Below are 24084 nucleotides of genomic sequence, written 5' to 3'. Positions count from 1 at the left end.
CGCGCTCCGGCTGCCGGAACGCTCGGCCCGGCGAGGCTCCGTGCGCGTCACTCTACGGGCACGGGCGGGCCGTTCGGGAACCCCCTCCTGGGCCCCGGGCGATCTGCCCGGATCATCCCCCTACCCTCGGGTAATCGTCTCTGGCAGGCTTCCGCCATGACAGGCCTCGCCGCAGACCGAGCCCGCTACGACCGGGCCACCGCACATCTCGACGCCCCCCTCGCGATCGTGGATCTGGACGCGTTCGACGCCAACGCCGACGACCTCGTGCGCCGCGCGGGCGGCAAGCCGATCCGCGTCGCGAGCAAGTCCGTACGCTGCCGGGCCCTGCTCGAACGCGTCCTGGCCCGCGACGGCTTCGCCGGGATCATGTCGTTCACGCTCGCGGAGTCGATGTGGCTCGCGCGTTCCGGCTTCGACGACGTGCTGCTCGCCTATCCCTCGGCGGACCGCGCCGGTTTCGCCGAGCTGACCGCCGACCCGAAGCTGGCGGCCGCCGTGACCGTGATGGTCGACGACCCGGCGCAGCTGCGGCTGATCGACGAGGCCAGGAACGGCGGCACGGAACAAGTGCGTCTGTGCCTGGAGTTGGACACGTCCTTCAGGACACTGGGCGGCCGCGTACGGATCGGCGCGCTCCGCTCGCCGCTGCACGCGCCCGCGCAGGTCGCCGCGCTGGCCCGGGCCATCGCCCGCCGGCCCGGTTTCCGCCTCGTGGGTGTCATGGCGTACGAGGGCCATGTCGCGGGCGTGGGCGACGCGGTCGAGGGGCATCCGGCGCGCTCGCGGACGATCAGGATGATGCAGGCCGCGGCGCGCCGGGAGCTGGCGGAGCGGCGGGCGCGGACCATCGGTGCCGTGCGGGCGGTGGTGCCGGACCTGGAGTTCGTCAACGGCGGCGGTACCGGCAGCGTGCAGCACACGGCGGCGGAGCGTGCGGTGACCGAGATCGCCGCCGGGTCGGGGCTCTTCGTGCCGCGGCTGTTCGACAACTACACGTCGTTCAGCGGCCGTCCGGCCGCGCTCTTCGCACAGCCGGTGGTGCGCAGGCCGGGCCCGGGCACGGTGACGGTGCTCGGCGGCGGCTATCCGGCGTCGGGGGTCGCGGGCGCGGACCGCTCCCCGGTGCCGTATCTCCCCGAGGGCCTGCGGTACGACCCTCAGGAGGGCGCCGGCGAGGTGCAGACGCCGCTGCGCGGGCCCGCGGCGGACGATCTGCTGATCGGCGACAAGGTGTGGTTCCGGCACGCCAAGGCCGGGGAGCTGTGCGAGCGGTTCGCCGCGCTGCACCTGGTGGAGGGCGACAAGGTGACGGGGAGCGTGCCGACGTACCGGGGCGAGGGCCGCACCTTCCTGTGACCGGGCGCGGGTCCGCGGCGCCGTGGCGCCTTCTACGGCACCCTTTGGGGCCCCGCGGGACCCTCAGGGCGTCGCTCCCACGTCCTCGCCGACCCCGCCGCCCGTCGCGCTGTCGTCGACCGAGCGGATCCCCTTGACGACGCGGTCCATGTCGGACAGCGGCGGCGCGCCCTTGGCGATGTCGATGGAGAGGCGGACGATGACCATCGGTTCGGCGCCGATGCTCGACTTGAACGCCACCGACTGCACGTACCCTCCGGAGCCCTTGGCGGTCCGCACCTTCCAGCGCACGTAGTAGCCGCTGCGGCCGGCGACGGCGACCGTCCCCTCCGCGACCTTCTCGTGCCCGGTGATGCCGCCGTAGAGGTTGTTGCCGAGGGCGTCCTCGCCGTAGACGCTCTTGGCGGCGTCGTTGATGTCGCCCTTGGCCAGCGCCTTCGGGGAGGTCTCGTCGGTGGCGGTCACGGGGTGCGAGGTGATCTCGCCGTGGCGGCAGATGCCCGAGTCGCCGGGGCAGTCGTAGGTGTCCGGGGTCTGGAGGGTCGGCTCCCTGTTGACGGTGCTCTCGGCCTTCTCCCAGCCGTCGACGACGGGGATCGTGAGCCCGTTGAGGTCGTCGACGAGGACGTCGGGGTTCGGGTCCGACGTCTTCGTCGGTGTCGGTGAGGGGCTCTCGCTCTCCTGCGTCGCGGTCGGGGCGCCGGACGGCGAGTCGCCGCCCCGCGCTTCGCCGTCGTCCTTGCCGAGGGCGACGACGCCCGTGACGATCGCGGCGACGAGGACCGCTGCGGCGGCGGCCGGCGCGACGGTCTTCGCGCGGCCGCCGCCGGAGCGGGTCCCCGGGGTGCTCACCGGCGTCGCGGTGACGTCGGGTGCCGGGCCGAAGCCCTGCCCCGCCGGGGCCGCCGCCTGCGCGTTGCCGGGGGCGCGCCGGTGCTCGGTCCACGCGGCCCCGTCCCACCAGCGCTCGACGGAGGGCTGGTTCGGGTCCGGGTACCAGCCGGGCGGAGGTGTCATGCTCATTCCGGCACTCTAGGACGTGATCGGAGGGTCAGTACACCGAATCCCGCTGGTCGGGCACCACCGAGCCGTCGTCGCGCAGCACGGGGCCCTTGCGGCCGTCGTGCTCGTTGTACGCGGCGGTCGAGCACGGGTACGTGCCGGCCTTGCGCGGCATCGGCTCGATGAACATCGGGTTCACCACCCAGCGGCCGTCGGCGTTGTCGTACGCGCGGCACATGAACTCGCTCTTGTTGCGGTTCAGCACGAGGTGCGCGCCCGTGGCGTCGCCGACGAACGTGACATCCGTGTCGGCGTCGCCGCCGCCGAGTGCGATGCGCCGCCCCCGGTCCTGCTTCTGCCAGGCCGACTTGCCCTTGACCCGGTAGATCTCCTGGTTGATGAAGCAGCGCTTGCCGTCGATGTACGGGATGGCCTCGCCCTTGTTGACGGGCACATCGCCGCAGCCCTGGTTCCAGGTGGTGATGCGGCCCTCGCGGTCCAGGACGGAGCGGATGGCGATGGTGTGCGCGCGGTCGACGCCGACGCTCCTGGACCACACCTCGGCGACCGGTTCGGAGCCCGCCGAGACGATGTAGACGTCGAAGCCGGCCTTCTTGAGGGTGCGGATCAGGTCGCGCTGCTGGTCGTAGTAGCGGACGTAGCCGGGGATCTCGTGGGTGCCGACGGTCTGCGTGGCACCGACCGGGGCGGCCAGCGCCTCCTCGCGGGCCTTCGCGGCGTACGACTCCAGCTCCGGGACGGTGTGCCCGGCGAAGAGCTGCGGCACCCAGGCGTACTGCGGGACGGTGTGCCGGTGGTCCCACCGGCCCGCGAAGGCGGCGGCGCCGCCCATGGTCCTGCCGTCCTCGCGGATCTCGAAGATCTCGTCCGCGCAGGCGGTGTTCCTGGAGGTCGGCAGGGGCTTGCCGACGGGCACGTCGGTGCCGCAGGCCTTGGTGAGGGCGCGGTGCGCGTCGTCGGTCAGCCACTTGCTGGTGGACTTCCAGCTCTTGGGGCGCAGGATCTTGTCGTGCCGCAGGGACCAGGCGATGGTCGCGTCGGTGACGTCGTTCTTGACGACCGTGTTGTCCCAGTCGAAGGCGGCGACCGGACGCTGGTGCCCGTGGCCCGGGTGGGGGTTCGCGCAGCGGCCACGCTCGTCGATCACCCGCTGGAGCCGGGCGCGGTTGTCGCCGTACCAGCTGAGCTTCTTCGAGAGTTGCGGACAACGGGCCTCTGCAGTAGGGGAGTTCGCGGGCGAGGCGGCGGCTGCGGGGAGCGCCGCGGGCACCGCCGCCAGCGCGGCGGCCGCGGCCAGGATCAGCGCCGAAATGTTTCTGTTACGCATGTGAGTGGACCGTACATCAGTCCCGTGGGGCCGGCGACGGCGTCGACGTCCCGTACACCGTGTCCCGCTGATCGGGGATCACCGAGCCGTCCGTACGGCGCACCGGGCCCTGCCGGCCGTCCCGTTCGGTGTAGCCGGTGGTGGCACACGGGTAGGGGTCGCTCTTCTCGCCCTTGGGCTCGATGAACATGGGGTTGACCAGCCAGCGGCCGTCGCCGTTCTCGTAGGCGCGGCACATCAGTTCGTTCTTGTTGCGGTTCAGGACGAGCCTGAGGCCGGTGGCGTCGCGCAGGAAGGAGATGTCCGTGTCCGAGTCGCCGGCCGCGAACACCTGCCGCCGCGCGGCGGGTTGGACCTTCTCGGCGGCGGCGCCGCGCACGCCGAGGATCTCCTTGTTGATCCAGCAGCGCTTGCCGTCGACGTACGTGATCATCGAGTCGTCGCCGTCCGCGACGGTGCCGCAGCCCTGGAGGTGGGCGGTCTGCCTGCCGTGGGCGATGACGTTGCGGATGCCGAGGGTGTGCCGGGCGTCGACGCCGACGGCCGCGGCCCACACCTCGGCGACCGGCTCGGGCGACGCGGAGACGACGTACACGTCGAAACCGGCCTTCTTCAGGGTGCGGACCAGGTCGCGCTGCTGGTCGTAGTAGCGCACCCAGCCGGTGACCTGGTGGGTGCCGACCCGCTGCCGCGTCCCGACGGGCGCGGCGAGGTTCTCCTCGCGCGCGGCGGCCGCGAAGCCCTTGACCTGGCGGGTGGTCCAGCCGCGGGTGAGTTGGGCGAGCCAGGCGTACTGCGGTTCCATGCGGCGGTGGTCGAAGCCCGCGAAGGCCGGCTCGCCCGAGGTCGTGGCGCCCTCGCCGTAGACGGACAGGATCTCGTCGGCGCAGGCGGCGCCCCGGGCGGTGTTCCGGTGCGTGGGCAGGGTCGTCCGGGTGGCCGGGCAGGCCTTGGCCAGGGCCTTGGCCGCCGGGTCGGTCAGGTAGCGGCTCGTGGTGCGCCAGTCGCCGCCCGAGGGCGTACGGATCCTGCCGTTGCGCAGCAGCCAGAACATGGTGGCGTCGCCGATGTCGTTCTTGACGACGGTGTTGTCCCAGTCGAAGGTGGCGAGGGGCCTGGCGCCGCGCTCGTCGCCGCACCGGCCGTAGCGGTCCACCATGCGCTGGAGTGCGGCTCTGTTGGTGCCGTACCAGCCTTCGGAGACGGTGAGCGCGGGGCACTTGTCGGCCTTCGGCGGGGCGTCCTGGGTCGCCTCGGCGGTGGCCTGGACGCCGAGGAAGCCGGTGGTGGCGACGGCGAGCACGGATGCGGCCGCGATGGCGCGGCGCTTGATGTTCACGAACACACTCCCGTGTCTACGCGGGTCGGTCGGGCGTCGTGCGACGCCCGACCGACGTGTGGGTGGCTGCCGGGTGAACGGCGCGCTGTGCCTACAGGGGGGTCACGTAGGCGCCGGTGAGCCCGCCGTCGACGAGGAAGTCGGTGGCGTTGACGAACGAGGAGTCGTCGCTGGCGAGGAACGCCACGGCGGCGGCCATCTCCTCGGCCTCGGCGAAGCGGCCCACGGGGATGTGCACGAGGCGGCGCGCGGCGCGCTCGGGGTCCTTGGCGAACAGCTCCTGGAGGAGCGGGGTGTTGACCGGGCCCGGACAGAGCGCGTTGACGCGGATGCCCTCGCGGGCGAACTGGACCCCCAGCTCGCGGGACATGGCGAGGACGCCGCCCTTGGACGCGGTGTAGGAGATCTGCGAGGTCGCCGCACCCATCCTGGCCACGAACGAGGCGGTGTTGATGATGGAGCCCTTGCCCTGACGCCGCATGTAGGGGATGGCGGCCTTGCAGCAGAGGTAGACGGAGGTGAGGTTGACGTCCTGGACGCGCTTCCAGGCCTCCAGGCCGGTGTCCAGGATGGAGTCGTCGTCGGGCGGCGAGATGCCCGCGTTGTTGAAGGCGATGTCGACGGAGCCGTAAGTGTCGAAGGCGGTCTTGAAGAGCGCCTCGACCTCCTCGGCGTCGGTGACGTCGACGCGTACGAAGGTCCCGCCGACCTCCTCGGCGGCCTGCTTGCCGGCCTTCTCGTCGATGTCGCCGCAGACGACGTGGGCGCCTTCGGAGGCGAGGCGGCGCGCGGTGGCGAGGCCGATGCCGCTGCCGGCGCCGGTGATGACGGCGGTGCGGCCGACGAGGCGGCGGCAGATGTTCTCTGACATGGGGTTCAGGCCTCCGTGCTGATGAAGACGTTCTTGGTTTCGGTGAAGGCGTGCAGCGCGTCCGGGCCCAGCTCACGCCCGAGGCCGGACTGCTTGTAACCCCCGAAGGGGGTCCAGTAGCGCACGCTGGAATGCGAGTTGACGGACAGGTTCCCGGCCTTGACGGCCTCGGAGACCCGCAGGGCCCGGCCCACGTCCCGCGTCCAGATCGAGCCGGACAGGCCGTACGGCGAGGCGTTCGCGAGGCGGATCGCGTCCTGTTCGTCGGCGAAGGGCAGCAGCACCGCGACGGGGCCGAAGATCTCCTCGACGGCGGCGGGCGAGTCGGGCCGCTCGGCGGTCAGGACGGTCGGGGGGAACCAGAAGCCCGGCCCGGTGGGGACGGTGCCGCGGATGCCGGGCGCCTCGTCCGGCACGAGCTCGCGCACGTTCTCCAGCTGCCGTCGGGAGATCAGCGGACCCATCTGCGTCTTCGCGTCCCGCGGGTCGCCCACGACGACATCGCCGAGCGCCTCGGTCAGCAGCGCCGCGACCTCGTCGTACACCGACTCCTGTACGAGGACGCGGGTGCGGGCGCAGCAGTCCTGGCCGGAGTTGTCGAGGAAGGAGAAGGGGTCGGCGGCGGCCTTGAGGTCCGCGTCGGCGAAGACGATGTTGGGGCTCTTGCCGCCTAGTTCCAGGGTGAGCCGCTTGACCTGGCCCGCGCAGCGCTCCATGATCTCGCGGCCGGTGCGCGTGGAGCCCGTGAAGACGATCTTGGCGACGTCGGGGTGGTCGACCAGGGCGCGGCCGGTGATGTGGCCGTGGCCGGGCAGCACCTGGAAGACGTGCTCGGGCAGTCCGGCCTCCAGGGCCAGTTCGGCGAGTCTGAGGGCGGTGAGCGGGGTGGTCTCGGCGGGCTTGAGCAGCACGGCGTTGCCCGCGGCAAGGGCGGGGGCGAAGCCCCAGGCGGCGATGGGCATCGGGAAGTTCCAGGGGGCGATGACGCCCACCACGCCGAGCGGCTCCCGGAAGGTGACGTTCCAGCCGCCGGGCGCCGGGATCTGCTGCCCGGTGAGACGTTCGGCGCCACCGGCCGCGTACAGGAGCAGGTCCCGGACGTTGCCCGCCTCCCAGCGGGCGTTGCCCGGCAGGTGACCGGCCTCGCGGACCTCCAGATCGGCCAGCTCGTCGAGGTGGCCGTCGACGGTGTCGGCGAAGCGGCGCAGCAGCCGGGCGCGGTCCGCGGGGGCGACGGCGGCCCAGGCCCGCTGGGCGGTCACGGCCCGCTCCACGGCGCGCCGCACGTCGTCCGCGTCGGCGGCGGGGACGGTCGCGATGACCTCTTCCGTCGCCGGGTTCAGTACTTCGAGCAAGGCTGCCTCACAAGCGTTCGAAGGAGCGGCGGAGCTCCCAGTCGGTCACCGCGGAGTCGAAGGCGTCCAGCTCGACCCGCGCCATGTTGCGGTAGTGCGCGACCACCTCGTCGCCGAAGGCGGCCTTGGCGATGGGGCTGTTCTCCCACAGCTCGGCGGCCTCGCGCAGGGTGGTGGGGACGTGTGCGTAGTCGCCGGTGTAGGCGTTGCCGGTGCACTCGTCCGGCAGTTCGAGCTTCTGCTCGACGCCGTACAGGCCGGCGGCGACCAGCGCCGCGACCGCGAGGTAGGGGTTCACGTCCCCGCCGGGCAGCCGGTTCTCGAAGCGCATGGAGCGGCCGTGGCCGACGACGCGCAGCGCGCAGGTGCGGTTGTCGTGGCCCCACGCGGCGGCGGTCGGCGCGAAGGAGCCGGGCACGAACCGCTTGTAGGAGTTGATGTTGGGCGCGTAGAGGAGGGAGAAGTCGCGCAGCGCGGCGAGCTGTCCGGCGAGGAAGTGCCGCATGAGGGGCGACATGCCCCCGGGGTCGTCCGGGGAGCCCGCCATGGCGTTGGCGCCGTCGGCGTCCTGGAGCGAGAGGTGGATGTGGCAGGAGTTGCCCTCGCGCTCGTTGAACTTGGCCATGAAGGTGAGCGAGACACCTTCCTGGGCCGCGATCTCCTTGGCGCCCGTCTTGTAGATGGCGTGCTGGTCGCAGGTGACGAGGGCCTCGTCGTAGCGGAACACGATCTCGTGCTGGCCGGGGTTGCACTCGCCCTTGGCCGACTCGACGACGAGCCCGGCGGCCGCCATGTCGTTGCGGATGCGGCGCAGCAGGGGTTCGACGCGGCCGGTCCCGAGGACGGAGTAGTCGACGTTGTACTGGTTGACGGGCGTGAGGTTCTTGTAGCCGGCGTCCCAGGCCCGTTCGTAGGTGTCCTTGAAGACGATGAACTCCAGCTCGGTCCCCACGTGCGCGCTGTAGCCGAGCTCCGCGAGCCGGTCGAGCTGGCGGCGCAGTATCTGGCGGGGGGCCGCGACGACGGGTGAGCCGTCGTTCCAGGCGAGGTCCGCGATCAGCATCGCGGTGCCCGCGTTCCAGGGGACGCGGCGCAAGGTGGTGAGGTCGGCGTGCAGGGCGAAGTCGCCGTAGCCGCTCTCCCAGGAGGACATGGCGTATCCGTCGACGGTGTTCATCTCCGTGTCGACGGCGAGGAGGTAGTTGCAGCCCTCCGTGCCGTGTTCGAGGACCTCGTCGAGGAAGAAGCGGGCGGCGAACCGCTTGCCCTGGAGCCGCCCCTGCATATCGGGGAAGGCCAGGACGACAGTGTCGATCTCACCGCTCGCGACGAGGGCCGTCAGCTCCTCGACGGCGAGCGGGGGTGTGCGGTCTGCCACGGGAAATGCCTCCTTGGGTCAGCCGGGAGCCATAAGGTATTGCGGAGAACCTTTGCTTGGGAAGGGGGTACGGAGATGTCGCACCCGGAAGAGGGCAGATCTCCCGCGGCGCAGGACGACGACCGGCTGACTCCGGTACTGCGCCCGGTGCGGGCGGGCAACGGCTTCGAGGAGGCGCTGGAGCAGATCCTCCAGGTCGTCCGCCTCGGCCTGGTGCCGGGCGGCGAACGCCTGCCGTCAGAGCGGGAGTTGGCCGACCGCCTCGGCATCAGCCGGGTCACGCTGCGGGAGGTCCTGAAGGTGCTGACCGACCAGGGCCTGGTCGAGTCGCGGCGCGGACGGTACGGCGGCACCTTCGTGCGCCCGCGCCCCGAGGCGGCGGGCGAGGACGAGCTGCGCCGGCGGATCGCGGACGTGGACGTGGAGGACGCGCTGCGCTTCCGGGAGGTCCTGGAGGTGGGCGCGGCCGGGCTGTGCGCGGCGCACGGCCTCACCGGCGACCAGGCGGACCGGCTGCGGGCGGCGCTCGCGCGGACGCATGACGCGCCCCTGTCGCAGTACCGCCGCCTGGACACGCTGCTGCACCTCACGCTCGCCGAGCTGTGCGGCTCCCCCACGCTCACCGCGCAGTACGCGGCGGTGCGGGCCACCGTGAACGACCTGCTGGACTGCATCCCGCTGCTGGTGCGCAACCTGGAGCACTCGCAGCGCCAGCACACCGCGCTCGTCGAGGCGGTGCTCGACGGGGATGCGGACGGGGCGCGGGAGATGATGCGGGAGCACTGCGCGGGCACGGCGGCGCTGCTGCGGGGGTTCTTGACGTGAGGCGGCCTTTTACCTCTCCGTAACGCACGGGTCTTGCTTTCCTACCCCCGGCACGGCAAAGGTATGCATCCGTTCCATTGAATCGCCCAGCCACTCAGCCGCCCAGTCGCCCAGCCGCTAAGCCCTCCCCCTCCCCTCCCCGCCCCGCAGTGCCGCCGCCGCATAGGAGCCGTGCCATGACCGTGGAGTCCAGCAAGCCGAGCCCCGCCGAACCGGCGGACGACTACCTGGAGCGCAGGACGCTCCGCCGGGGCAGCGCGGGCTGGCTGCTGCTCACCGGCCTCGGCGTCGCCTACGTCGTGTCGGGCGACTTCTCGGGCTGGAATCTCGGCCTGGCCGAGGGCGGCTTCGGCGGCCTCGGGATCGCCATGGCCCTGATGGGCGTGATGTACGCCTGCATGGTCTTCTCGCTCGCCGAACTCTCCTCCGTACTGCCCACGGCGGGCGGCGGCTACGGCTTCGCGCGCCGGGCGCTCGGCCCCTGGGGCGGCTTCCTGACCGGCACGGCGATCCTCATCGAGTACATCCTGGCGCCCGCCGCGATCTCCATCTTCATCGGCGACTACGTCAAGTCGCTCGGCCTGTTCGGCCTCACCTCCGGCTGGCCGGTCTACCTGGCCTGCTTCGTCGTCTTCATCGGCATCCACCTGTGGGGCGTCGGCGAGGCGCTGCGCTTCAGCTTCGTCGTGACCGGCGTCGCCGTGGCGGCGCTGCTGGTCTTCGCGGTCGGCGCGTTCCTGGACTTCGACGCCTCCAAATTGAACGACATACCCGTGGAGGCGGACGCCTTCGGCGCCAACTCCTGGCTGCCGATGGGCCTGCTGGGCATCTGGGCGGCGTTCCCCTTCGGCATGTGGTTCTTCCTCGGGGTGGAGGGCGTACCGCTGGCCGCCGAGGAGACGAAGGACCCCGCGCGCACGCTGCCGCGGGCGATCCGCTGGTCGATGGCCATCCTCGTCGCCCTCGCGCTCCTCACCTTCTTCGCCTCGGCCGGCGCGCGCGGCGCCGACGCGATCCAGCGCGCGGGCAACCCGCTGGTCGAGGCGCTGCAGCCGGACGGCGAGGCGACGGGCCTGAGCCGCGTCATCAACTACGCCGGGCTCGCGGGGCTCGTGGCGTCCTTCTTCTCCCTCATCTACGCGGGCTCGCGCCAGCTCTTCGCGCTCTCCCGCGCCGGCTACCTCCCCCGCTTCCTGTCGCTCACCAGCAGCCGCAAGACGCCCTACCTCGGGCTGCTCGTGCCCGGCGCGATCGGCTTCGGGCTCGCCGCGGCGACCGGGGACGGCGCCCGCATGCTGAACGTCGCGGTGTTCGGCGCCACCATCTCGTACGCGCTGATGTCGCTCTCGCACATCGTGCTGCGCCGCCGCGAGCCGGGCCTCGAGCGCCCCTACCGCACGCCCGGCGGCGTCCTGACCTCGTCGGTCGCGCTGGTCCTCGCCTGTGCGGCGCTCATCGCCACCTTCCTGGTGGACGTGACGGCGGCGGTCATCGCGCTCGTGGTGTACGGGGTAGCCATCGCCTACTTCGGGCTGTACAGCCGCCGCCATCTGGTGGCGCGCGCGCCGGAGGAGGAGTTCGCGGCGCTCGCGGCCGCCGAGGCGGAGTTGGCACGCGACTGAGCCCCTCGGCGCGGACAGCGGCGAGGACGACGAGGACGACGACGAGGGAGAACGCAGTGGACGGCAGGCCGCTGATCGGGGTCAGCACCTACCTGGAGGCGCGGGCGAGCTGGCGCGTGTGGGAGCTGCCCGCGGTGCTGCTGCCCGCCGCGTACCCGAGCATGGTGCGGCGGGCGGGCGCCCTCGCCACCCTGCTGCCGCCGGACGACCCGTCGTACGCGCGTTCCGTCGTCGCCCGGCTGGACGGCGTGGTCATCGCGGGCGGGCCCGACGTCGAGCCCGTGCGGTACGGGGCGCGGCGCGAGGAGCTGACCGGGCCGCCCGCTCCGGAGCGGGACGCCTGGGAACTGGCCCTGATCGAGGCCGCGTTGGAATCCGGGACGCCGCTGCTCGGCATCTGCCGGGGCATGCAGCTGATGAACGTGGCGCTCGGCGGCACGCTGGTGCAGCACCTGGACGGGCACGCGGTGGCGCCGGGTGTCTTCGGCACGCACACGGTGAAACCGGTGCCGGGCACGCTCTACGCGTCCATCGCCTCGGACACGACGTCGGACGTGCCGACGTACCACCATCAGGCCGTGGACCGCCTCGGCGAGGGTCTCACGGCCTCGGCCCACGCGGAGGACGGCACCGTGGAGGCCATCGAACTGGCCTCGCCCGCCTGGGCGTTGGGCGTGCAGTGGCATCCGGAGATGGGGGAGGACACACGGGTCATGGCAGCACTGGCCCAAGCCGCCTCCTGAGCGCGGCTCGCTGCGCCCTGCGACTCCGCCGCCCATACGGCCGCGCCCCCGCTCGGCTCAGCGCCCGCCCCGCGTGAGCGTCAGCAGGTCCCTTCCGGGGCCCGTCGGGCGGTGGCCCGTGGGCCAGACCGCGCGGAGTTCGCGGCGCAGCTGGATCTCCCGCAGGGGGATCTCCACCAGGCGTCGCGCCGCCAGCTCCTCGCCCACGGCGAGTTCGCTCAGGACCGAGGGGCCCGCGCCGCTGACCGCCGCGGCCTTGACCGCCGTCGTGGAGGACAGTTCGATCAGCGGGCGGGCCAGGCCGCCGAGTGCCGCGTCCAGGACCTGGCGGGTGCCCGAGCCCTCCTCGCGCAGGATCAGCGGCGTCGCCGCCAGCTCCGCGGCGCCGAGCGGCCGGCCGCGCCGCGCCCAGGGGTGCCCGGGCGCCGTCACGACGACCAGCCGGTCGTGCGCGATGACCACGTCGTCGAGACCGGCCGGCACCGTGAGCCCCTCGACGAAGCCGAGGTCCGCCTCGTCGGCCAGCAGCCGCGACGCCACGGCCGCGGAGTTGCCCGCGAGGAGCGAGACGGCCGTGTCGGGGCGCTGGGTCCGCAGCGCGATCAGCCAGCCCGGCAACAGGTACTCGGCGATCGTCATGCTCGCCGCGACCCGCAGCCGGGAGTCCCTGCGGTCGCGCAGGGCCTGCGCCCCCGCGTCGAAGGCCTCCGCCGCCTCCACGATCCGCCCCGCCCAGTCGGTGAGGAGCGCCCCGGCGTCCGTGAGGCGCGAGCCGCGCGGCGACCGGTCGACCAGCGCGACGCCCAGCTGCCGTTCCATCGCGCGGACCCTGCTGCTCGCCGCCGGCTGCGTGATGCCCAGCTCCCGCGCGGCCCGCCCGAGGCTACCGAGCCGGGCCACGGCCAGCAGCAGTTGGAGCGCCCCGAGGTCGGGGACGCGGTGGGCGAGCGCCGCCTGCGCCGACGCGGGCGGCGGAGCTGACGAAGAGGGCTGACTCATAAAGCCAGCTTATGTCCTCATAGGAACGTACTCCCTGGCGCCGCCCCCCGTCCGCGTACGACGGTGGAGCCATGGTCACCGTCGCCCGCCCGGCCCCTGCCGCTCCCGCCGCCCCCGGCCCCCGGCTCCCCGCCGTCCGCCACCTCGGCCCGAACTGGTACGCGTCCGTCATGGGCACCGCCATCGTCGCCACCGCGGGCGCCACCCTTCCCTACCGGGTCCCGGGCCTGCGCACCGCCTGCACCACCGTCTGGGCGCTGTCCTGCGTGCTGCTCGCCGCGCTGCTCGCCGCCCGCGCCGCGCACTGGGCCCACCACCGCGACCAGGCCCGCGCCCATCTCCTCGACCCGGCCGTGGCCCCCTTCTACGGCTGCCTGTCCATGGCGCTGCTCGCGGTCGGCGGCGGCGCGCTCATCGTCGGCGAGGACTGGATCGGCACCGGCGCCGCTGTCGTGGTCGACGCCGTGCTGTTCACCCTCGGCACCCTGATCGGCCTCGCCGGCGCCGTCGTCATCCCGTATCTGATGGTCGTCCGCCATCGCATCACCGCCGACCAGGCCTCGCCCGTGTGGCTGCTTCCAGTGGTGGCCCCGATGGTGTCGGCGGCCCTCGGCCCGCTGCTGATACCCCGGCTGCCCGAGGGCACGGCCCAGCAGACCTTGCTGTACGCCTGCCTCGCGATGTTCGGCCTGAGCCTGCTCGCCACCCTGGTCGTCCTGCCCGTGGTCTTCGCCCGTCTGGTGACCTCGGGCCCGCCGCCCCTGGCGCTCACCCCGACCCTGTTCCTGGTGCTCGGCCCGCTGGGCCAGTCGACGACCGCCGCCAACAAGTTCGCGGACGCCGCCCCCGGCGTCGTGCCCGCCCCGCTCGACCAGGGTTTCCTCGTCTTCGCCGTGCTCTACGGCGTGCCCGTGACGGGCTTCGCCCTGCTGTGGCTGGCGCTCGCACTCGCCCTGGTGCGGCGCGCCCGGCGCGCCGGGATGGGCTTCGCGATGACGTGGTGGGCGTTCACCTTCCCCGTCGGCACCTGCGTGACGGGCGCCGAGGGGCTCGGCGGGCACACCGGCCTGCCGGTGTTCGACTGGCTCGCGGCCGGGCTCTACGCCTTCCTCGTCGCCGCCTGGGCGGTGGCGCTGGCGCTCACCGTGCGCGGTGCCCTCACCGGCGAGCTGCTCGCAGGGCCGCGCCGAGCACGGCGGGTGCCTCCACCAGCGAGGGCCCGTACCAGGTGAGGTGACGGCCGCTGACCAGCGCGACGGGCAGGCCGGGGAACGCCTCGGGGCCGTCGTCGCGCGTGAAGCGGTACGGCTCGTCGGGCAGGACGACCAGGTCGAGGTCGGCCGCGCACAGCTCCTCGACCGGTATGCGCGGATACCGCTCGGCGTGGCCGGCGTACGCGTTGTCGATGCCCAGGCGGGCGAGCAGGTCCCCCGCGAACGTGTCGCGGCCCAGGACCATCCATGGCCGCCGCCAGATCGGGATCGCCGCCCGCAGCCGGGCCGGTGGGTGGGGCAACCGCCATGCCGCCTCCGCCTCGGCCGGCCAGCGTGCGGACCCGGCCCCGCACGCGGCGAGAACCCTGCGCAGTTCCCGGAGGGCCTGGTCCAGCGTCCGCACATCCGTCAGCAGGACCTCGACGCCCGCCGCGCGCAGGGCGGCCAGGTCGGGGGCGCGGTTCTCCTCCTCGTTGGCGATCACCAGATCCGGGGCCAGGGAGACGATCCGGGGCACATCGGGGTTCTTCGTGCCGCCCACCCGGGTGACGTCCAGGTCCGGCGGGTGGTCGCACCAGTCCGTGGCCCCGACCAGCGCGCCGGGCGCGCTCACGGCGACCGCCTCGGTCAGCGAGGGCACCAGCGAGACGACCCGCAGCGGTCCCCGCGCCCCGGGCACCTCAGCGCCCGCCGTCGTCGATCGCCTCGATGTGGTCCCCCACGGCGACCACCAGGACCCGGGTGTCCGCCACCGTGGCCCGCCAGCGGTGGCGCACCCCTCCGGTGAGGAAGACGCTGTCGCCGCGCCCCAGGCGGTAGGCGCGGCCCTCCGCCTCCATCTCGACGGCGCCCTCGACGACGTACATCAACTCGTCGTTGCGGTGCTGGAGTTCGCGGCCCTCGTCGTGGTCCCCGACGAACTCCAGGACCTGGAGCTGGTGGTGGCCGCGGGCGAGCAGGCGTACGCGCGCCTCGGGCGTGGAGGTGTCGAGGTCCGTGTCGTCGTCGACGCGCACGACGTCGACGGTGCGGGCCGGGTCCGCCGCGGCGAGCAGCTCGACGTCGGTGGTGCGCAGGGCGTCCGCGACGCGCTGGAGGGAGCGCCTGCTGGGCCGGGCGCGTTCGTTCTCGATCTGGCTGAGGAAGGGCACGGACAGGCCGCTGCGCTCGGCGACGACGGCCAGGGTGAGCTCCAGCTGCCGGCGGCGCCGCCGCACGGCCGAGCCCACCCGGAGGGTCTCCTTGTGCTCGTCCATCGCCTCGGCTCCCTTCGGCGCGTCGGTCCACTCTCCACCCTGCGGGGTCTTCTGCACCCTACGCATGTTCGCCGGGCGGTACCGCCCCGTCGGCCGGATGGCCAAACGCCCCCACCGCCGATCGAAGCCTGTGCCAGTACAGCAGCTGACCGGCCTCCGCGGGGGCGGAACCCTCGGCCGGGACGAACAGACTGACGAGCAGCGCGGGCCGGCCCCCCGGGTCGGTCAGCAGGGTCGCGGAGGGGTTGGCGAAGGCGCGGCTGCCGCCGTGGGTGCGCACGTCGAGGCTGTCGGCGCGGCCGCTCACGGGATCGTAGGCGTACAGGCCCCAGCTGCCGAAGTCAGCACGCCGCCCCTGCCCCTCGACGAGGACGGCGCCCTGCCCGCCGAGCGCGACGGGCGCCCGGTCGCCGATGTTGCCGCCGGTGCCCCAGGCGCGCACGGCGTGGTCCAGGCGCCGGTCGGGTTCGGCGTGCCAGTGCCGGAAGCCGGTGAGGGTGGCCCGCAGCTGGCGGTCGGTGTCGCAGGCGGCCCGGTAGTGCCCGGTGAGATGGATGGTGTCGCCGCGCACGGCGGTGACGCCGGGGGTGCCCTCGGCGCAGCGCGAGAGGGTGCGGGGTGCGTCGAAGGCGCGGTCCGCGCGGCCGTGGAGCAGCGCCGCCGCGTCGTCGTAGGCGCGGACGGCGATGTGGTTGCGGGGGTCCTTCTCGTACGCGAGGACGTAGCCGCCGCGTCCGTCGTGGGCGAGCGAGGCCTGGTGCGTGCCGGGGCCGAAGTCGTGGCGGCGCCGCCAGTGCCGCAGGTCGGTGGAGGTGGCGACGGCGGCGTGGAAGCGGCCGTCGGGCAGCAGCGTGTGGTAGACGGCGAGGTAGCGGCCGTCCTGGGCCTGTTCGATCTCGGCGGCGTCCATGGTGCGCCCGGTGTGGTCCCGCGCGTCGTAGCGGTGGCCGTCGGCGGTGGTGACGTCCGAGGCGAGCGCGGTCAGGCGGGCGGTGGCCGCGGAGGCGGGGGTGGCGTCCGCGCGGGCCAGCTGCGCGAGGAGCAGGGCGGCGGAGAGGGCGAGCGCCAAGGTGGGGACGAGGCGGGGCGTCGTGCGGACGATCACGGCGGGGCAGCACTTACGTTCGATCGGAGAGGCGGGTGCCCAGCCTAGGGAGCGGCGGGAGCCCCGGGAACGCCCCGAGGGGTGGGCTTCGCCACAGGGCGAGGCCCACCCCTCGGGAGCGGGACGGGGAGGAAGGGATCGGCCTACTGCGCGGGCGTCATCCTCTCCTCGAAGCCCGGGTTCTTCTTCAGCCAGGAGTCGACGGCCTCGGGCTCATGGCCCTTGCCCGCCTTGTTGATCTCGTTCTCCAGGCCGGCCAGTTCCTTCTCGCTCATCTTGAAGTGCTTGAGCCACTTCGTGAGCTGCGGGTACTGCTCCGGGAACTCCTTGCTGGAGATCGTCCGGATGGTGTCGCCCTTGCCGAAGGCGGCCTTGGGGTCCTTGAGCTTGGTCAGCTCGTACTCGTTGTACGCCCAGTGCGGCGACCAGAGCAGGACCGCGACCGGCTCCTTCTTGGCGTACGCCGACTTCAGCTCGGAGAGCATCGCGGGCGTCGAACCGGAGACGATCTTGTACTCCTCGTCCAGGCCGTAGCCGGGCAGGACCTTGTCCTTGAGCGCCGTCATCACACCCGTGCCGGGCTCGATGCCGATGATCTTGCCCTGGAACCTGTCGCCCTTGCCCTTGAGGTCCGCGAGCGACTTCACGTCCTTGACGTAGGAGGGGACGGCGACCTCCAGCGACGTCGGGCTGTACCAGGAGCCCAGGTCCTTGAGGTTCGCCTTGTTCTTCTCCCAGTACTGCTTCTGGGCGGTGGGCAGCCAGGCGTCGAGGTCCAGGTCGAGGTCGCCCTGGGCGAGCGCGGTGTAGACGGGGCCGACGTCGGAGGGCGTCAGCTTCATCGTGTAGCCGCGCTTCTCCAGGACCCGCTTCCAGAGATGGGTGACGGCGACGTTCTCGTCCCACGCGAAGTACGCGGCGTTCAGCGGACGCTTCGCCTCGGCGGGCGTGGACTTCTTCGGCAGCGGGGCCAGCTTGTCGACGACGCCCGGATTCTTCTTCAGCCAGGCGCGGACGGCTTCCTGCTGCTTGCCCTTGCCCGCCTTGTTGATCTCCGCCTCAAGACCCGTGAGCTGCTTCTCGCTCATCTTGAAGTCCTTGAGCCACTTGGCGACCTGCGGGTTCTGGGCCGAGAAGCCCTTGCGGGCCAGCGTGTGCACGCCGTCGCCCTTGCCCCAGGCGCCCTTGGGGTCCTTGAGCTTCTTCAGGTCGAAGTCGCTGTACGCCCAGTGCGGCGACCAGAGTGTGGTGACGATCGGTTCCTTCTTGGCGTACGCGCGCTTCAGCTCGGCCAGCATCGCGGGCGTGGAGCCGTCGACGACCTTGTACTCCTTGCCCAGGCCGTAGGCCCCGAGCACCTTGTCCTTGAGCAGGCCCATCATCCCGGCGCTCGACTCGATGCCGACGATCTTGCCGTGGAACGTGCCGCCCTTGCCCTTGAGGTCCGCCAGCGAGTCGACGCCCTTCACGTACGAGGGCACGGACAGCTCCAGCGAGGTCGGGCCGAACCACGCGCCCAGGTCCTCCAGCTTGTCGCCGTACTTCTTCCAGTACGCGGCGTGCGTCGTCGGCAGCCAGGAGTCGGTCTGGAAGTCCACGCTGCCCTGCGCCAGCGAGGTGTAGAGCGGACCCGCCTCCAGCTGCTTGGTCTGCGGCTCGAAGCCGCGCTGCTCCAGGATCTCCTTCCAGAGGAAGGTGGAGGCCACGCCCTCGTCCCAGGGGATGTAGCCGATGTTGATCTTCGCGCCCCGGCCGACGTCCGCCGCGTCCGCGGTGGTTTCCTCGGACTTCGAGCCGCCGAAGACGCCCATGCCACCCGCGACGAGGGCGAGGACGACCACGCCGACGACCGCGACCGCGGCCTGCGGGCGGTAGGTCCAGATGTTCAGGCCCCGCGCGGCACGCGCCTTGGCGGCGGCGCGCCGGCCCAGCGGGGAGACCTGGGTGCCGAGCGAGCCGGTCATCCGGTCCAGGTAGATCGCCAGGATGACGATGGCGACACCGGCCTCGGAGCCGAGGCCCACGTTGAGCTGGCCGATGGCCTCGTTGACGTCGGCGCCCAGGCCCTCCGTGCCGACCATGCCCGCGATGGCGGCCATGGACAGGCCCAGCATGATGACCTGGTTGACACCGGCCATGATCGTGGGGAGGGCGAGGGGGAGCTGGATGCGCAGCAGGATGTTGCGCGGGGTGGTGCCGAACGCGTCGGCGGCCTCGACCAGTTCCTTGTCGACCTGGCGGATGCCCAGCTCCGTCATGCGCACGCCGGGGGCGAGCGCGAAGATCAGGGTGGCGACGATGCCGGCGGGGGCGCCCATCCCGAAGAAGAGGATGGCGGGGATGAGGTAGATCATCGCCGGCAGCGTCTGCATGAAGTCGAGCACCGGGCGGACGATGCCGCTGACCGTGTTCGACCGTGCCGCCCAGATGCCCACGGGCACGGAGACGACCAGCGCGATGACCGTCGAGACGAGCACCAGGGCCAGCGTCATCATCGCGTGGTCCCACAGCTCCAGCGAGACGATGAACGCGAAGCCGGCGAAGGTCAGCACACCGGCGACCACACCGCGCAGCCAGAACGCGATGACGGCGAAGATGCCCGCCAGCAGCAGCGGCTCGGGCGCCTGGAGCACGTCGGCTATGCCGTCGTAGGCGCCCTGGAAGACGGTCTTGAAGAAGTCGAACAGCCACGACATGTGGCCGAGCAGCCAGTCGACGGTGTCGTTGACCCACTCACCGAACGGAATCCTAGGCACCGCTGACCACCTTCTCGCTGTCCTGCGGTTCGTCCTCGGGGCTCATCGGCTCGCCCAGTACGGCCAGCAGCCGCTCCCGCGGCACGACGCCGACGAGCTTGCCGTCCGCGTCGGTCACGGCGACCGGCACCGCGCTGGTGGAGCAGGGCGTGAACAGGTCGATGATCGGGGTGTCCGCGGTGACCGTGGCGGGCGCGTCGGCCCGTACGTAGGCGCTGTCCGGGTCCGCCATGATCGCGCCGGCGGTGAGCACCCGGGAGCGGTCGACGTCCTGCGTGAACGCGGCGACGTAGTCGTTGGCCGGGGTGACCAGGATGTCCTCGGCGGTGCCGATCTGGACGATGCGGCCGTCGCGCATGACGGCGATCTGGTCGCCCAGGCGCATGGCCTCGTTCAGGTCGTGGGTGATGAAGACGATCGTCTTCTTCAGCCGCTTCTGGAGTTCCAGGAGCTGGTCCTGCATGTCGCGCCGGATCAGCGGGTCGAGCGCGCTGAACGACTCGTCCATCAGGAGCAGGTCGGCGTCGGTGGCGAGCGCGCGGGCCAGGCCCACCCGCTGCTGCATGCCGCCGGACAGCTCGTCGGGCCAGGACTTCTCCCAGCCCTTGAGGCCGGCGAGTTCCAACGCCTCGGTGGCGCGCTTCTCGCGTTCGGCGCGCGGCACGCCCTGGACCTCCAGGCCGTAGCCCGCGTTCTCCAGCACGCTGCGGTGCGGGAAGAGCGCGAAGTGCTGGAAGACCATGCTGATCTTCTTGGAGCGCACCTGGCGCATCTGGCGCGCGCTCAGCTCGGTGAGGTCCTGGCCGTCGAAGCGGACGTGACCGGCCGTCGGCTCCGACAGCCCGTTGAGCATGCGCAGCAACGTGGACTTGCCGGATCCGGAGAGACCCATGACGACGAAGATCTGGCCCGGTTCGACCTCGAAGGAGGCGTCGATCACGGCGGCGGTGGTGCCGTCGGCGCGCAGCTCCTCCCGGTCGGCTCCGTGGCGGAGTCGCTCCACCGCGTCAACGGGTCGTCTGCCGAACACCTTGTACAAATGCTCGGCCTGCAGCCTGGACACATACACCTCTCGGGTCGAACCAAGACGGCCCGCCACCCCCGCCGGCGCGCCGTGGAACGCGGTGGCTTCCGACCACTTGCCCGATCGAAATGTTGAATCCTCGACTGGGTTGGTTCCGGCAGCGCGCCTGCCCTTGTTCGTAAAAACCAAACATAAGAGTGACCCGGCTCACGTCCGTTGCGCCTCGGGCGGCGGCGTCTCGCGATGCGCAACCCGCCTCCGGGGACACCGTCAGCGCCGCACCGGGCCGCTGTCGGTGCCGTGCGGCATGATGCGGACCGTGACTCAGCGAACACGACGGCTCATGCTCCTCGACACGGCCTCCCTCTACTTCCGGGCCTACTTCGGCGTCCCGGACTCCGTGCGGGCCCCGGACGGCACGCCGGTCAACGCCGTGCGCGGGCTGCTCGACTTCATCGCCCGCCTCGTCCAGGACCACCGGCCGGACGACCTGGTCGCGTGCATGGACGCGGACTGGCGCCCGCACTGGCGCGTCGAGCTCATCCCCTCCTACAAGGCGCACCGCGTCGCCGAGGAGAGCGCGCAGGGCCCGGACGCCGAGGAGGTCCCCGACACCCTCTCCCCGCAGGTGCCGGTGATCGAGGCGGTCCTGGACGCGCTGGGCATCGCCCGGGTGGGCGTGCCGGCGTACGAGGCCGACGACGTGATCGGCACCTTCGCGGCCCGCGCCACGGGACCGGTCGACATCGTCACCGGCGACCGCGACCTCTACCAGCTGGTGGACGACGCGCGCGGCATCCGCGTCCTGTACCCCCTCAAGGGAGTCGGCACCCTCCAGGTCACCGACGAGGCGTGGCTGCGCGAGAAGTACGGCGTGGACGGCCCGGGCTACGTCGATCTGGCGCTGCTGCGCGGCGATCCGAGCGACGGCCTGCCCGGGGTGCCCGGCATCGGCGAGAAGACGGCGGCCAAGCTCCTGGACGCCTACGGCGACCTGGCCGGGATCATGACCGCCGTGGACGACCCGCGCTCCAAGCTGACCCCCTCCCAGCGCAGGCGCCTGGACGAGTCCCGGCCGTACGTGGCGGTCGCGCCGAAGGTCGTCCGGGTCGCCGCCGACGTCCCGCTGCCCGAGGTCGACGTGGCACTCCCCCGCGCGCCCCGCGACGCGGCGGCCCTCGAAGAGCTGGCCGAGCGGTGGAACCTGGGCGGCTCGCTCCACCGCCTCCTCACCACGCTCCAGGCCTGAAGTGCTAGCTTAGGTAAGCCTAAGTAGCTGAGGACCAGGGGAGGCCGCCGCCATGGCAGAACGTCCGGCACGCAAAGCGCCGAGGACCCACACGGGGCGGGTCGTGCGCACCGAGCGCCTGACCCCGCACATGCAGCGCGTGGTGCTCGGCGGCGAGGGCCTCGCCGAGTTCGCGGCGGGCGAGTGCACCGATCACTACGTCAAACTGCTCTTCGCCGCCGAGGGCGTCACCTATCCGGAGCCCTTCGACATACAGCGGATCCGCGAGGAGTTCCCCCGGGAGCAGTGGCCGGTCACCCGGACCTACACCGTGCGCTCCTGGGACCCCGGGGCGCGGGAGCTCGCCCTCGACTTCGTGATCCACGGCGACGAGGGCCTCGCGGGCCCCTGGGCGCGGGACGTCCGGCCCGGCGCCACGATCCGCATGCTCGGCCCCGGCGGCGGCTACGCCCCGGACGCGGGCGCCGACTGGCACCTGCTGGTCGGCGACGAGAGCGCCCTGCCCGCGATCGCCGCCGCGGCGGAGGCCCTCCCCGAAGGCGCCGTCGCCCGGATCTTCGTGGAGGTCGAGGGCCCCGAGGAGGAGCAGAAGATCGCCACGGACGCGGAGGTCGTCTGGCTGCACCGCGCCGGCCGCCCGGTGGGCCGGGCCCTGATCGAGGCCGTACGTTCCCTGGAGTGGCCCGCGGGCGACGTGCAGGCCTTCGTGCACGGCGAGGCGGGCTTCGTGAAGGAGCTGCGCCGCCTGCTGCGCGTCGAGCACGAGGTGCCGCGCGAGCGCCTGTCCATCTCCGGCTACTGGCGCCTCGGCCACAACGAGGACGGCTGGCAGGCCTCCAAGCGGGAGTGGAACGCGCAGGTGGAGGCGGAGCAGGAAGCCGCCGCGTAGGCGCCGCGCTCGCAGGCAGGAAGGCGGCAGGTGCGGAAGGAGGCGGCCCCCCTTGGCGCGGGTGGCCGCCTTCTTCCGTACGCGTCCCCGAGGCGCCCCGCCCGCGTCAGGCCACTTCGGCGTCGCCCGCGATCCGCGCGTGCAGATGCATGTCGTGCCAGCCGTCCGCGTGCAGCAGCGCGCTGCGCTTGGTGCCCTCCGCGGGGAAGCCGGCCTTCAGGGCGACCCGGCACGACGCCTGGTTGGCCGTCGCGTGGGTCAGTTCGAGGCGGTGCAGGCCCACCTCGTCGAACGCCCACCTCGTGAGGCGATCGACCGCGCGCGGCGCGATGCCCCGGCCGCGCGCCGACGGCATCGTCCAGTAGGCGACCTCGGCCTGTCCGTCGCCCAGGCGGATCTGCCGCAGGGCGACCCGGCCCATGACCTCGTCCGTTGCGGCGTCGGCGATCGCCCAGTACGCGTCGTCCTCACCGGCCCACGCCGCGCGCCAGTCAGCGATCCAGCCGAGCGCCTCGCTCGCGGAGTCGGCCACGCGGGCGTGCCACCGCTGGAGCAGGGGGTCCTGGAACGCCTCGTACACGGCGGGGGCGTCGGCATCCGTCCAGGGCCGAAGAACCAGCCCGCCGGGGACGGGGAGCGCGGGCTGCTCCCGGCGGGCGAGCGTGCCGGGCGCGACCACGTCGGAGATCTTGAAGGGCATGGCCCCATCGTGGCAGCGCGGCCCGCGCGACGGCACCGGTTTTCCGCCCCCGCACCGACGCACGCCCTGACCTGCGCCGGGCCCCGTACGCTGGCCCCCTGATGAGACGCAAGACCCGCATTCCGCCCGCCCCGCTCCCCCAGCGCGAGGGCGTCGACCCCGTGCGGGTCAGGCTGCCGGCCGACGGGGCGTGGCCGACCGTGCGCGACCACCTCGTGGAGCGGCTCGCGGCGGGGCCCGGGGTCATCGACGCGATGCTCCGGGACGGCCGGATCGTCGGCGCGGACGGCGTTCCGGTGGCGCCGGACGCGCCCTATGCGCCGGGCGCCTTCGTCTGGTTCCACCGGGACCTGCCCCCGGAGGTCCCGGTGCCGTTCGCCCTCGACGTCGTCCACCAGGACGAGCACATCGTGGTCGTGGACAAGCCGCACTTCCTCGCCACGATGCCGCGCGGCGGCCACGTCACCCAGACGGCGCTCGCCCGGCTGCGCACGGACCTGGGCATCCCGACGCTGAGCGCCGCGCACCGCCTGGACCGGCTGACCGCCGGGCTGCTGCTGTTCACCGTGCGGCCGGATGAACGCGGTGCCTACCAGACGCTGTTCCGCGACCGCCGCGTCCACAAGGAGTACGAGGCGATCGCACCGTACGACCCCGAGGTGTCGCTCCCGCGCACCGTGCGCAGCCACATCGTGAAGGAACGCGGCGTCCTCGCGGCGTACGAGGTCGAGGGCGCCGAACCGAACAGCGAGAGCCGCGTCGAACTCGTCGAGGTCCACGGCGGCCTCGGCCGCTACCGGCTGACCCCGCACACCGGCCGCACCCACCAACTGCGCGTCCACATGAACGCGTTGGGGCTGCCGATCCTCGGCGACCCGCTCTACCCGGTGGTGACCGGACCCACGGCGCCGGACGACTTCCGGCGGCCCCTGCAACTCCTGGCGCGCGTCCTGGAGTTCACGGATCCGGTCACCGGCCGCTCGCACCGCTTCGTCAGCGGGCGGACACCGGCGGCCTGGTCGGCGTACGACGACTGGGACCGCTAGGACC

Annotated in this window: 21 protein-coding genes; 8 read left to right on the top strand and 13 right to left on the bottom strand. The window is 72.6% G+C overall.

The genetic code is table 11. The annotated features are described in order from the left end of the window. The first annotated feature begins 156 nt into the window (after positions 1-156). A complete protein-coding gene (locus ACZ5GP_RS21370; RefSeq protein WP_468752341.1) occupies positions 157-1359 on the top strand; it encodes an amino acid deaminase/aldolase in 1203 nt (400 codons plus the stop codon). A gap of 63 nt (positions 1360-1422) precedes the next feature. Here the strand turns inward: ACZ5GP_RS21370 and ACZ5GP_RS21365 are convergent, their stop codons facing one another. The 6 genes from ACZ5GP_RS21365 to ACZ5GP_RS21340 all read right to left on the bottom strand — a co-directional run bounded on the left by ACZ5GP_RS21365 (position 1423) and on the right by ACZ5GP_RS21340 (position 8652). Next, positions 1423-2382 carry a DUF2510 domain-containing protein gene (locus ACZ5GP_RS21365; RefSeq protein WP_468752340.1) on the bottom strand — a complete coding sequence of 320 codons (960 nt, stop codon included), beginning with the start codon at positions 2380-2382 and terminating at the stop codon, positions 1423-1425. 28 nt (positions 2383-2410) lie between these two features. Beyond that, positions 2411-3709, bottom strand: coding sequence for an HAD family hydrolase (locus tag ACZ5GP_RS21360; RefSeq protein ID WP_468752339.1), 1299 nt, complete (start codon positions 3707-3709; stop codon positions 2411-2413). A gap of 16 nt (positions 3710-3725) precedes the next feature. Beyond that, positions 3726-5048, bottom strand: a complete 1323-nt coding sequence (locus ACZ5GP_RS21355; protein ID WP_468752338.1) for a haloacid dehalogenase-like hydrolase — start codon at positions 5046-5048, stop codon at positions 3726-3728. A gap of 91 nt (positions 5049-5139) precedes the next feature. Further along, the gene (locus tag ACZ5GP_RS21350) at positions 5140-5919 is read right to left on the bottom strand and encodes a 3-oxoacyl-ACP reductase (protein ID WP_468752337.1); all 780 of its coding nucleotides are present in this window, start codon (positions 5917-5919) and stop codon (positions 5140-5142) included. Positions 5920-5924: 5 nt separating this feature from the next. Continuing rightward, the gene (locus tag ACZ5GP_RS21345; RefSeq protein WP_468752336.1) at positions 5925-7274 is read right to left on the bottom strand and encodes an aldehyde dehydrogenase family protein; all 1350 of its coding nucleotides are present in this window, start codon (positions 7272-7274) and stop codon (positions 5925-5927) included. A 7-nt stretch (positions 7275-7281) separates the two neighbouring features. Then, positions 7282-8652, bottom strand: a complete 1371-nt coding sequence (locus tag ACZ5GP_RS21340) for a glutamine synthetase family protein (protein WP_468752335.1) — start codon at positions 8650-8652, stop codon at positions 7282-7284. Between the two features lie 75 nt (positions 8653-8727). On the opposite strand from ACZ5GP_RS21340, the gene ACZ5GP_RS21335 reads away from it, so the two are divergent. The 3 genes from ACZ5GP_RS21335 to ACZ5GP_RS21325 all read left to right on the top strand — a co-directional run bounded on the left by ACZ5GP_RS21335 (position 8728) and on the right by ACZ5GP_RS21325 (position 11842). Further along, positions 8728-9477, top strand: coding sequence for a FadR/GntR family transcriptional regulator (locus ACZ5GP_RS21335; RefSeq protein ID WP_468752334.1), 750 nt, complete (start codon positions 8728-8730; stop codon positions 9475-9477). A gap of 176 nt (positions 9478-9653) precedes the next feature. Next, positions 9654-11099: an ethanolamine permease gene (gene eat, locus ACZ5GP_RS21330; protein WP_468752333.1), complete on the top strand. Its 1446-nt coding sequence runs from the start codon at positions 9654-9656 to the stop codon at positions 11097-11099. 56 nt (positions 11100-11155) lie between these two features. Then, a complete protein-coding gene (locus ACZ5GP_RS21325; protein ID WP_468752332.1) occupies positions 11156-11842 on the top strand; it encodes a gamma-glutamyl-gamma-aminobutyrate hydrolase family protein in 687 nt (228 codons plus the stop codon). Positions 11843-11899: 57 nt separating this feature from the next. Here the strand turns inward: ACZ5GP_RS21325 and ACZ5GP_RS21320 are convergent, their stop codons facing one another. Next, positions 11900-12841 (bottom strand): LysR family transcriptional regulator, encoded by a 942-nt coding sequence (locus ACZ5GP_RS21320; RefSeq protein WP_468752331.1) that lies wholly within the window; start codon positions 12839-12841, stop codon positions 11900-11902. Between the two features lie 71 nt (positions 12842-12912). On the opposite strand from ACZ5GP_RS21320, the gene ACZ5GP_RS21315 reads away from it, so the two are divergent. Further along, positions 12913-14073 (top strand): TDT family transporter, encoded by a 1161-nt coding sequence (locus tag ACZ5GP_RS21315; protein WP_468752330.1) that lies wholly within the window; start codon positions 12913-12915, stop codon positions 14071-14073. Here ACZ5GP_RS21315 and ACZ5GP_RS21310 read toward each other — a convergent pair. The 5 genes from ACZ5GP_RS21310 to ACZ5GP_RS21290 all read right to left on the bottom strand — a co-directional run bounded on the left by ACZ5GP_RS21310 (position 14000) and on the right by ACZ5GP_RS21290 (position 20235). Further along, a complete protein-coding gene (locus ACZ5GP_RS21310; protein WP_468752329.1) occupies positions 14000-14734 on the bottom strand; it encodes a helical backbone metal receptor in 735 nt (244 codons plus the stop codon). The genes ACZ5GP_RS21315 and ACZ5GP_RS21310 overlap by 74 nt on opposite strands. A gap of 1 nt (position 14735) precedes the next feature. After that, a complete protein-coding gene (locus tag ACZ5GP_RS21305; RefSeq protein WP_468752538.1) occupies positions 14736-15311 on the bottom strand; it encodes a helix-turn-helix domain-containing protein in 576 nt (191 codons plus the stop codon). 58 nt (positions 15312-15369) lie between these two features. Further along, entirely contained in the window at positions 15370-16416 is a 1047-nt protein-coding gene (locus ACZ5GP_RS21300) for a hypothetical protein (protein WP_468752328.1), read from the bottom strand. 143 nt (positions 16417-16559) lie between these two features. Next, the gene (locus tag ACZ5GP_RS21295) at positions 16560-19172 is read right to left on the bottom strand and encodes an ABC transporter permease/substrate binding protein (protein ID WP_468752327.1); all 2613 of its coding nucleotides are present in this window, start codon (positions 19170-19172) and stop codon (positions 16560-16562) included. Beyond that, positions 19165-20235 (bottom strand): quaternary amine ABC transporter ATP-binding protein, encoded by a 1071-nt coding sequence (locus ACZ5GP_RS21290; protein WP_468752326.1) that lies wholly within the window; start codon positions 20233-20235, stop codon positions 19165-19167. The genes ACZ5GP_RS21295 and ACZ5GP_RS21290 overlap by 8 nt, the downstream gene beginning before the upstream one ends. A 304-nt stretch (positions 20236-20539) precedes the next feature. On the opposite strand from ACZ5GP_RS21290, the gene ACZ5GP_RS21285 reads away from it, so the two are divergent. Both ACZ5GP_RS21285 and ACZ5GP_RS21280 read left to right on the top strand, forming a co-directional pair. Continuing rightward, positions 20540-21445, top strand: coding sequence for a 5'-3' exonuclease (locus tag ACZ5GP_RS21285; protein ID WP_468752537.1), 906 nt, complete (start codon positions 20540-20542; stop codon positions 21443-21445). Between the two features lie 52 nt (positions 21446-21497). Next, entirely contained in the window at positions 21498-22334 is an 837-nt protein-coding gene (locus ACZ5GP_RS21280) for a siderophore-interacting protein (protein WP_468752325.1), read from the top strand. Positions 22335-22440: 106 nt separating this feature from the next. On the opposite strand, the gene ACZ5GP_RS21275 is transcribed toward ACZ5GP_RS21280, so the two are convergent. After that, positions 22441-23034 carry a GNAT family N-acetyltransferase gene (locus ACZ5GP_RS21275; protein ID WP_468752324.1) on the bottom strand — a complete coding sequence of 198 codons (594 nt, stop codon included), beginning with the start codon at positions 23032-23034 and terminating at the stop codon, positions 22441-22443. Positions 23035-23135: 101 nt separating this feature from the next. On the opposite strand from ACZ5GP_RS21275, the gene ACZ5GP_RS21270 reads away from it, so the two are divergent. Beyond that, on the top strand, positions 23136-24080 hold the full coding sequence (locus tag ACZ5GP_RS21270; RefSeq protein ID WP_468752323.1) for an RluA family pseudouridine synthase: 945 nt from the start codon (positions 23136-23138) through the stop codon (positions 24078-24080). Positions 24081-24084: the final 4 nt, after the last annotated feature.

Source organism: Streptomyces sp. NPDC031466 (genome assembly GCF_055581265.1).
The sequence above is the reverse complement of the archived record's forward strand: the minus strand, read 5'-3'. Positions and strand labels throughout refer to the sequence as shown.

Bases quoted from the DNA above. Each gene is read 5' to 3' on its own strand.
- ACZ5GP_RS21370 (WP_468752341.1), top strand. From the start codon at position 157: ATGACAGGCCTCGCCGCAGACCGAGCCCGCTACGACCGGGCCACCGCA.
- ACZ5GP_RS21365 (WP_468752340.1), bottom strand. From the start codon at position 2,382: ATGAGCATGACACCTCCGCCCGGCTGGTACCCGGACCCGAACCAGCCC.
- ACZ5GP_RS21360 (WP_468752339.1), bottom strand. From the start codon at position 3,709: ATGCGTAACAGAAACATTTCGGCGCTGATCCTGGCCGCGGCCGCCGCG.
- ACZ5GP_RS21350 (WP_468752337.1), bottom strand. From the start codon at position 5,919: ATGTCAGAGAACATCTGCCGCCGCCTCGTCGGCCGCACCGCCGTCATC.
- ACZ5GP_RS21335 (WP_468752334.1), top strand. From the start codon at position 8,728: ATGTCGCACCCGGAAGAGGGCAGATCTCCCGCGGCGCAGGACGACGAC.
- eat (WP_468752333.1), top strand. From the start codon at position 9,654: ATGACCGTGGAGTCCAGCAAGCCGAGCCCCGCCGAACCGGCGGACGAC.
- ACZ5GP_RS21320 (WP_468752331.1), bottom strand. From the start codon at position 12,841: ATGAGTCAGCCCTCTTCGTCAGCTCCGCCGCCCGCGTCGGCGCAGGCG.
- ACZ5GP_RS21315 (WP_468752330.1), top strand. From the start codon at position 12,913: ATGGTCACCGTCGCCCGCCCGGCCCCTGCCGCTCCCGCCGCCCCCGGC.
- ACZ5GP_RS21305 (WP_468752538.1), bottom strand. From the start codon at position 15,311: ATGGACGAGCACAAGGAGACCCTCCGGGTGGGCTCGGCCGTGCGGCGG.
- ACZ5GP_RS21285 (WP_468752537.1), top strand. From the start codon at position 20,540: ATGCTCCTCGACACGGCCTCCCTCTACTTCCGGGCCTACTTCGGCGTC.
- ACZ5GP_RS21280 (WP_468752325.1), top strand. From the start codon at position 21,498: ATGGCAGAACGTCCGGCACGCAAAGCGCCGAGGACCCACACGGGGCGG.
- ACZ5GP_RS21275 (WP_468752324.1), bottom strand. From the start codon at position 23,034: ATGCCCTTCAAGATCTCCGACGTGGTCGCGCCCGGCACGCTCGCCCGC.
- ACZ5GP_RS21270 (WP_468752323.1), top strand. From the start codon at position 23,136: ATGAGACGCAAGACCCGCATTCCGCCCGCCCCGCTCCCCCAGCGCGAG.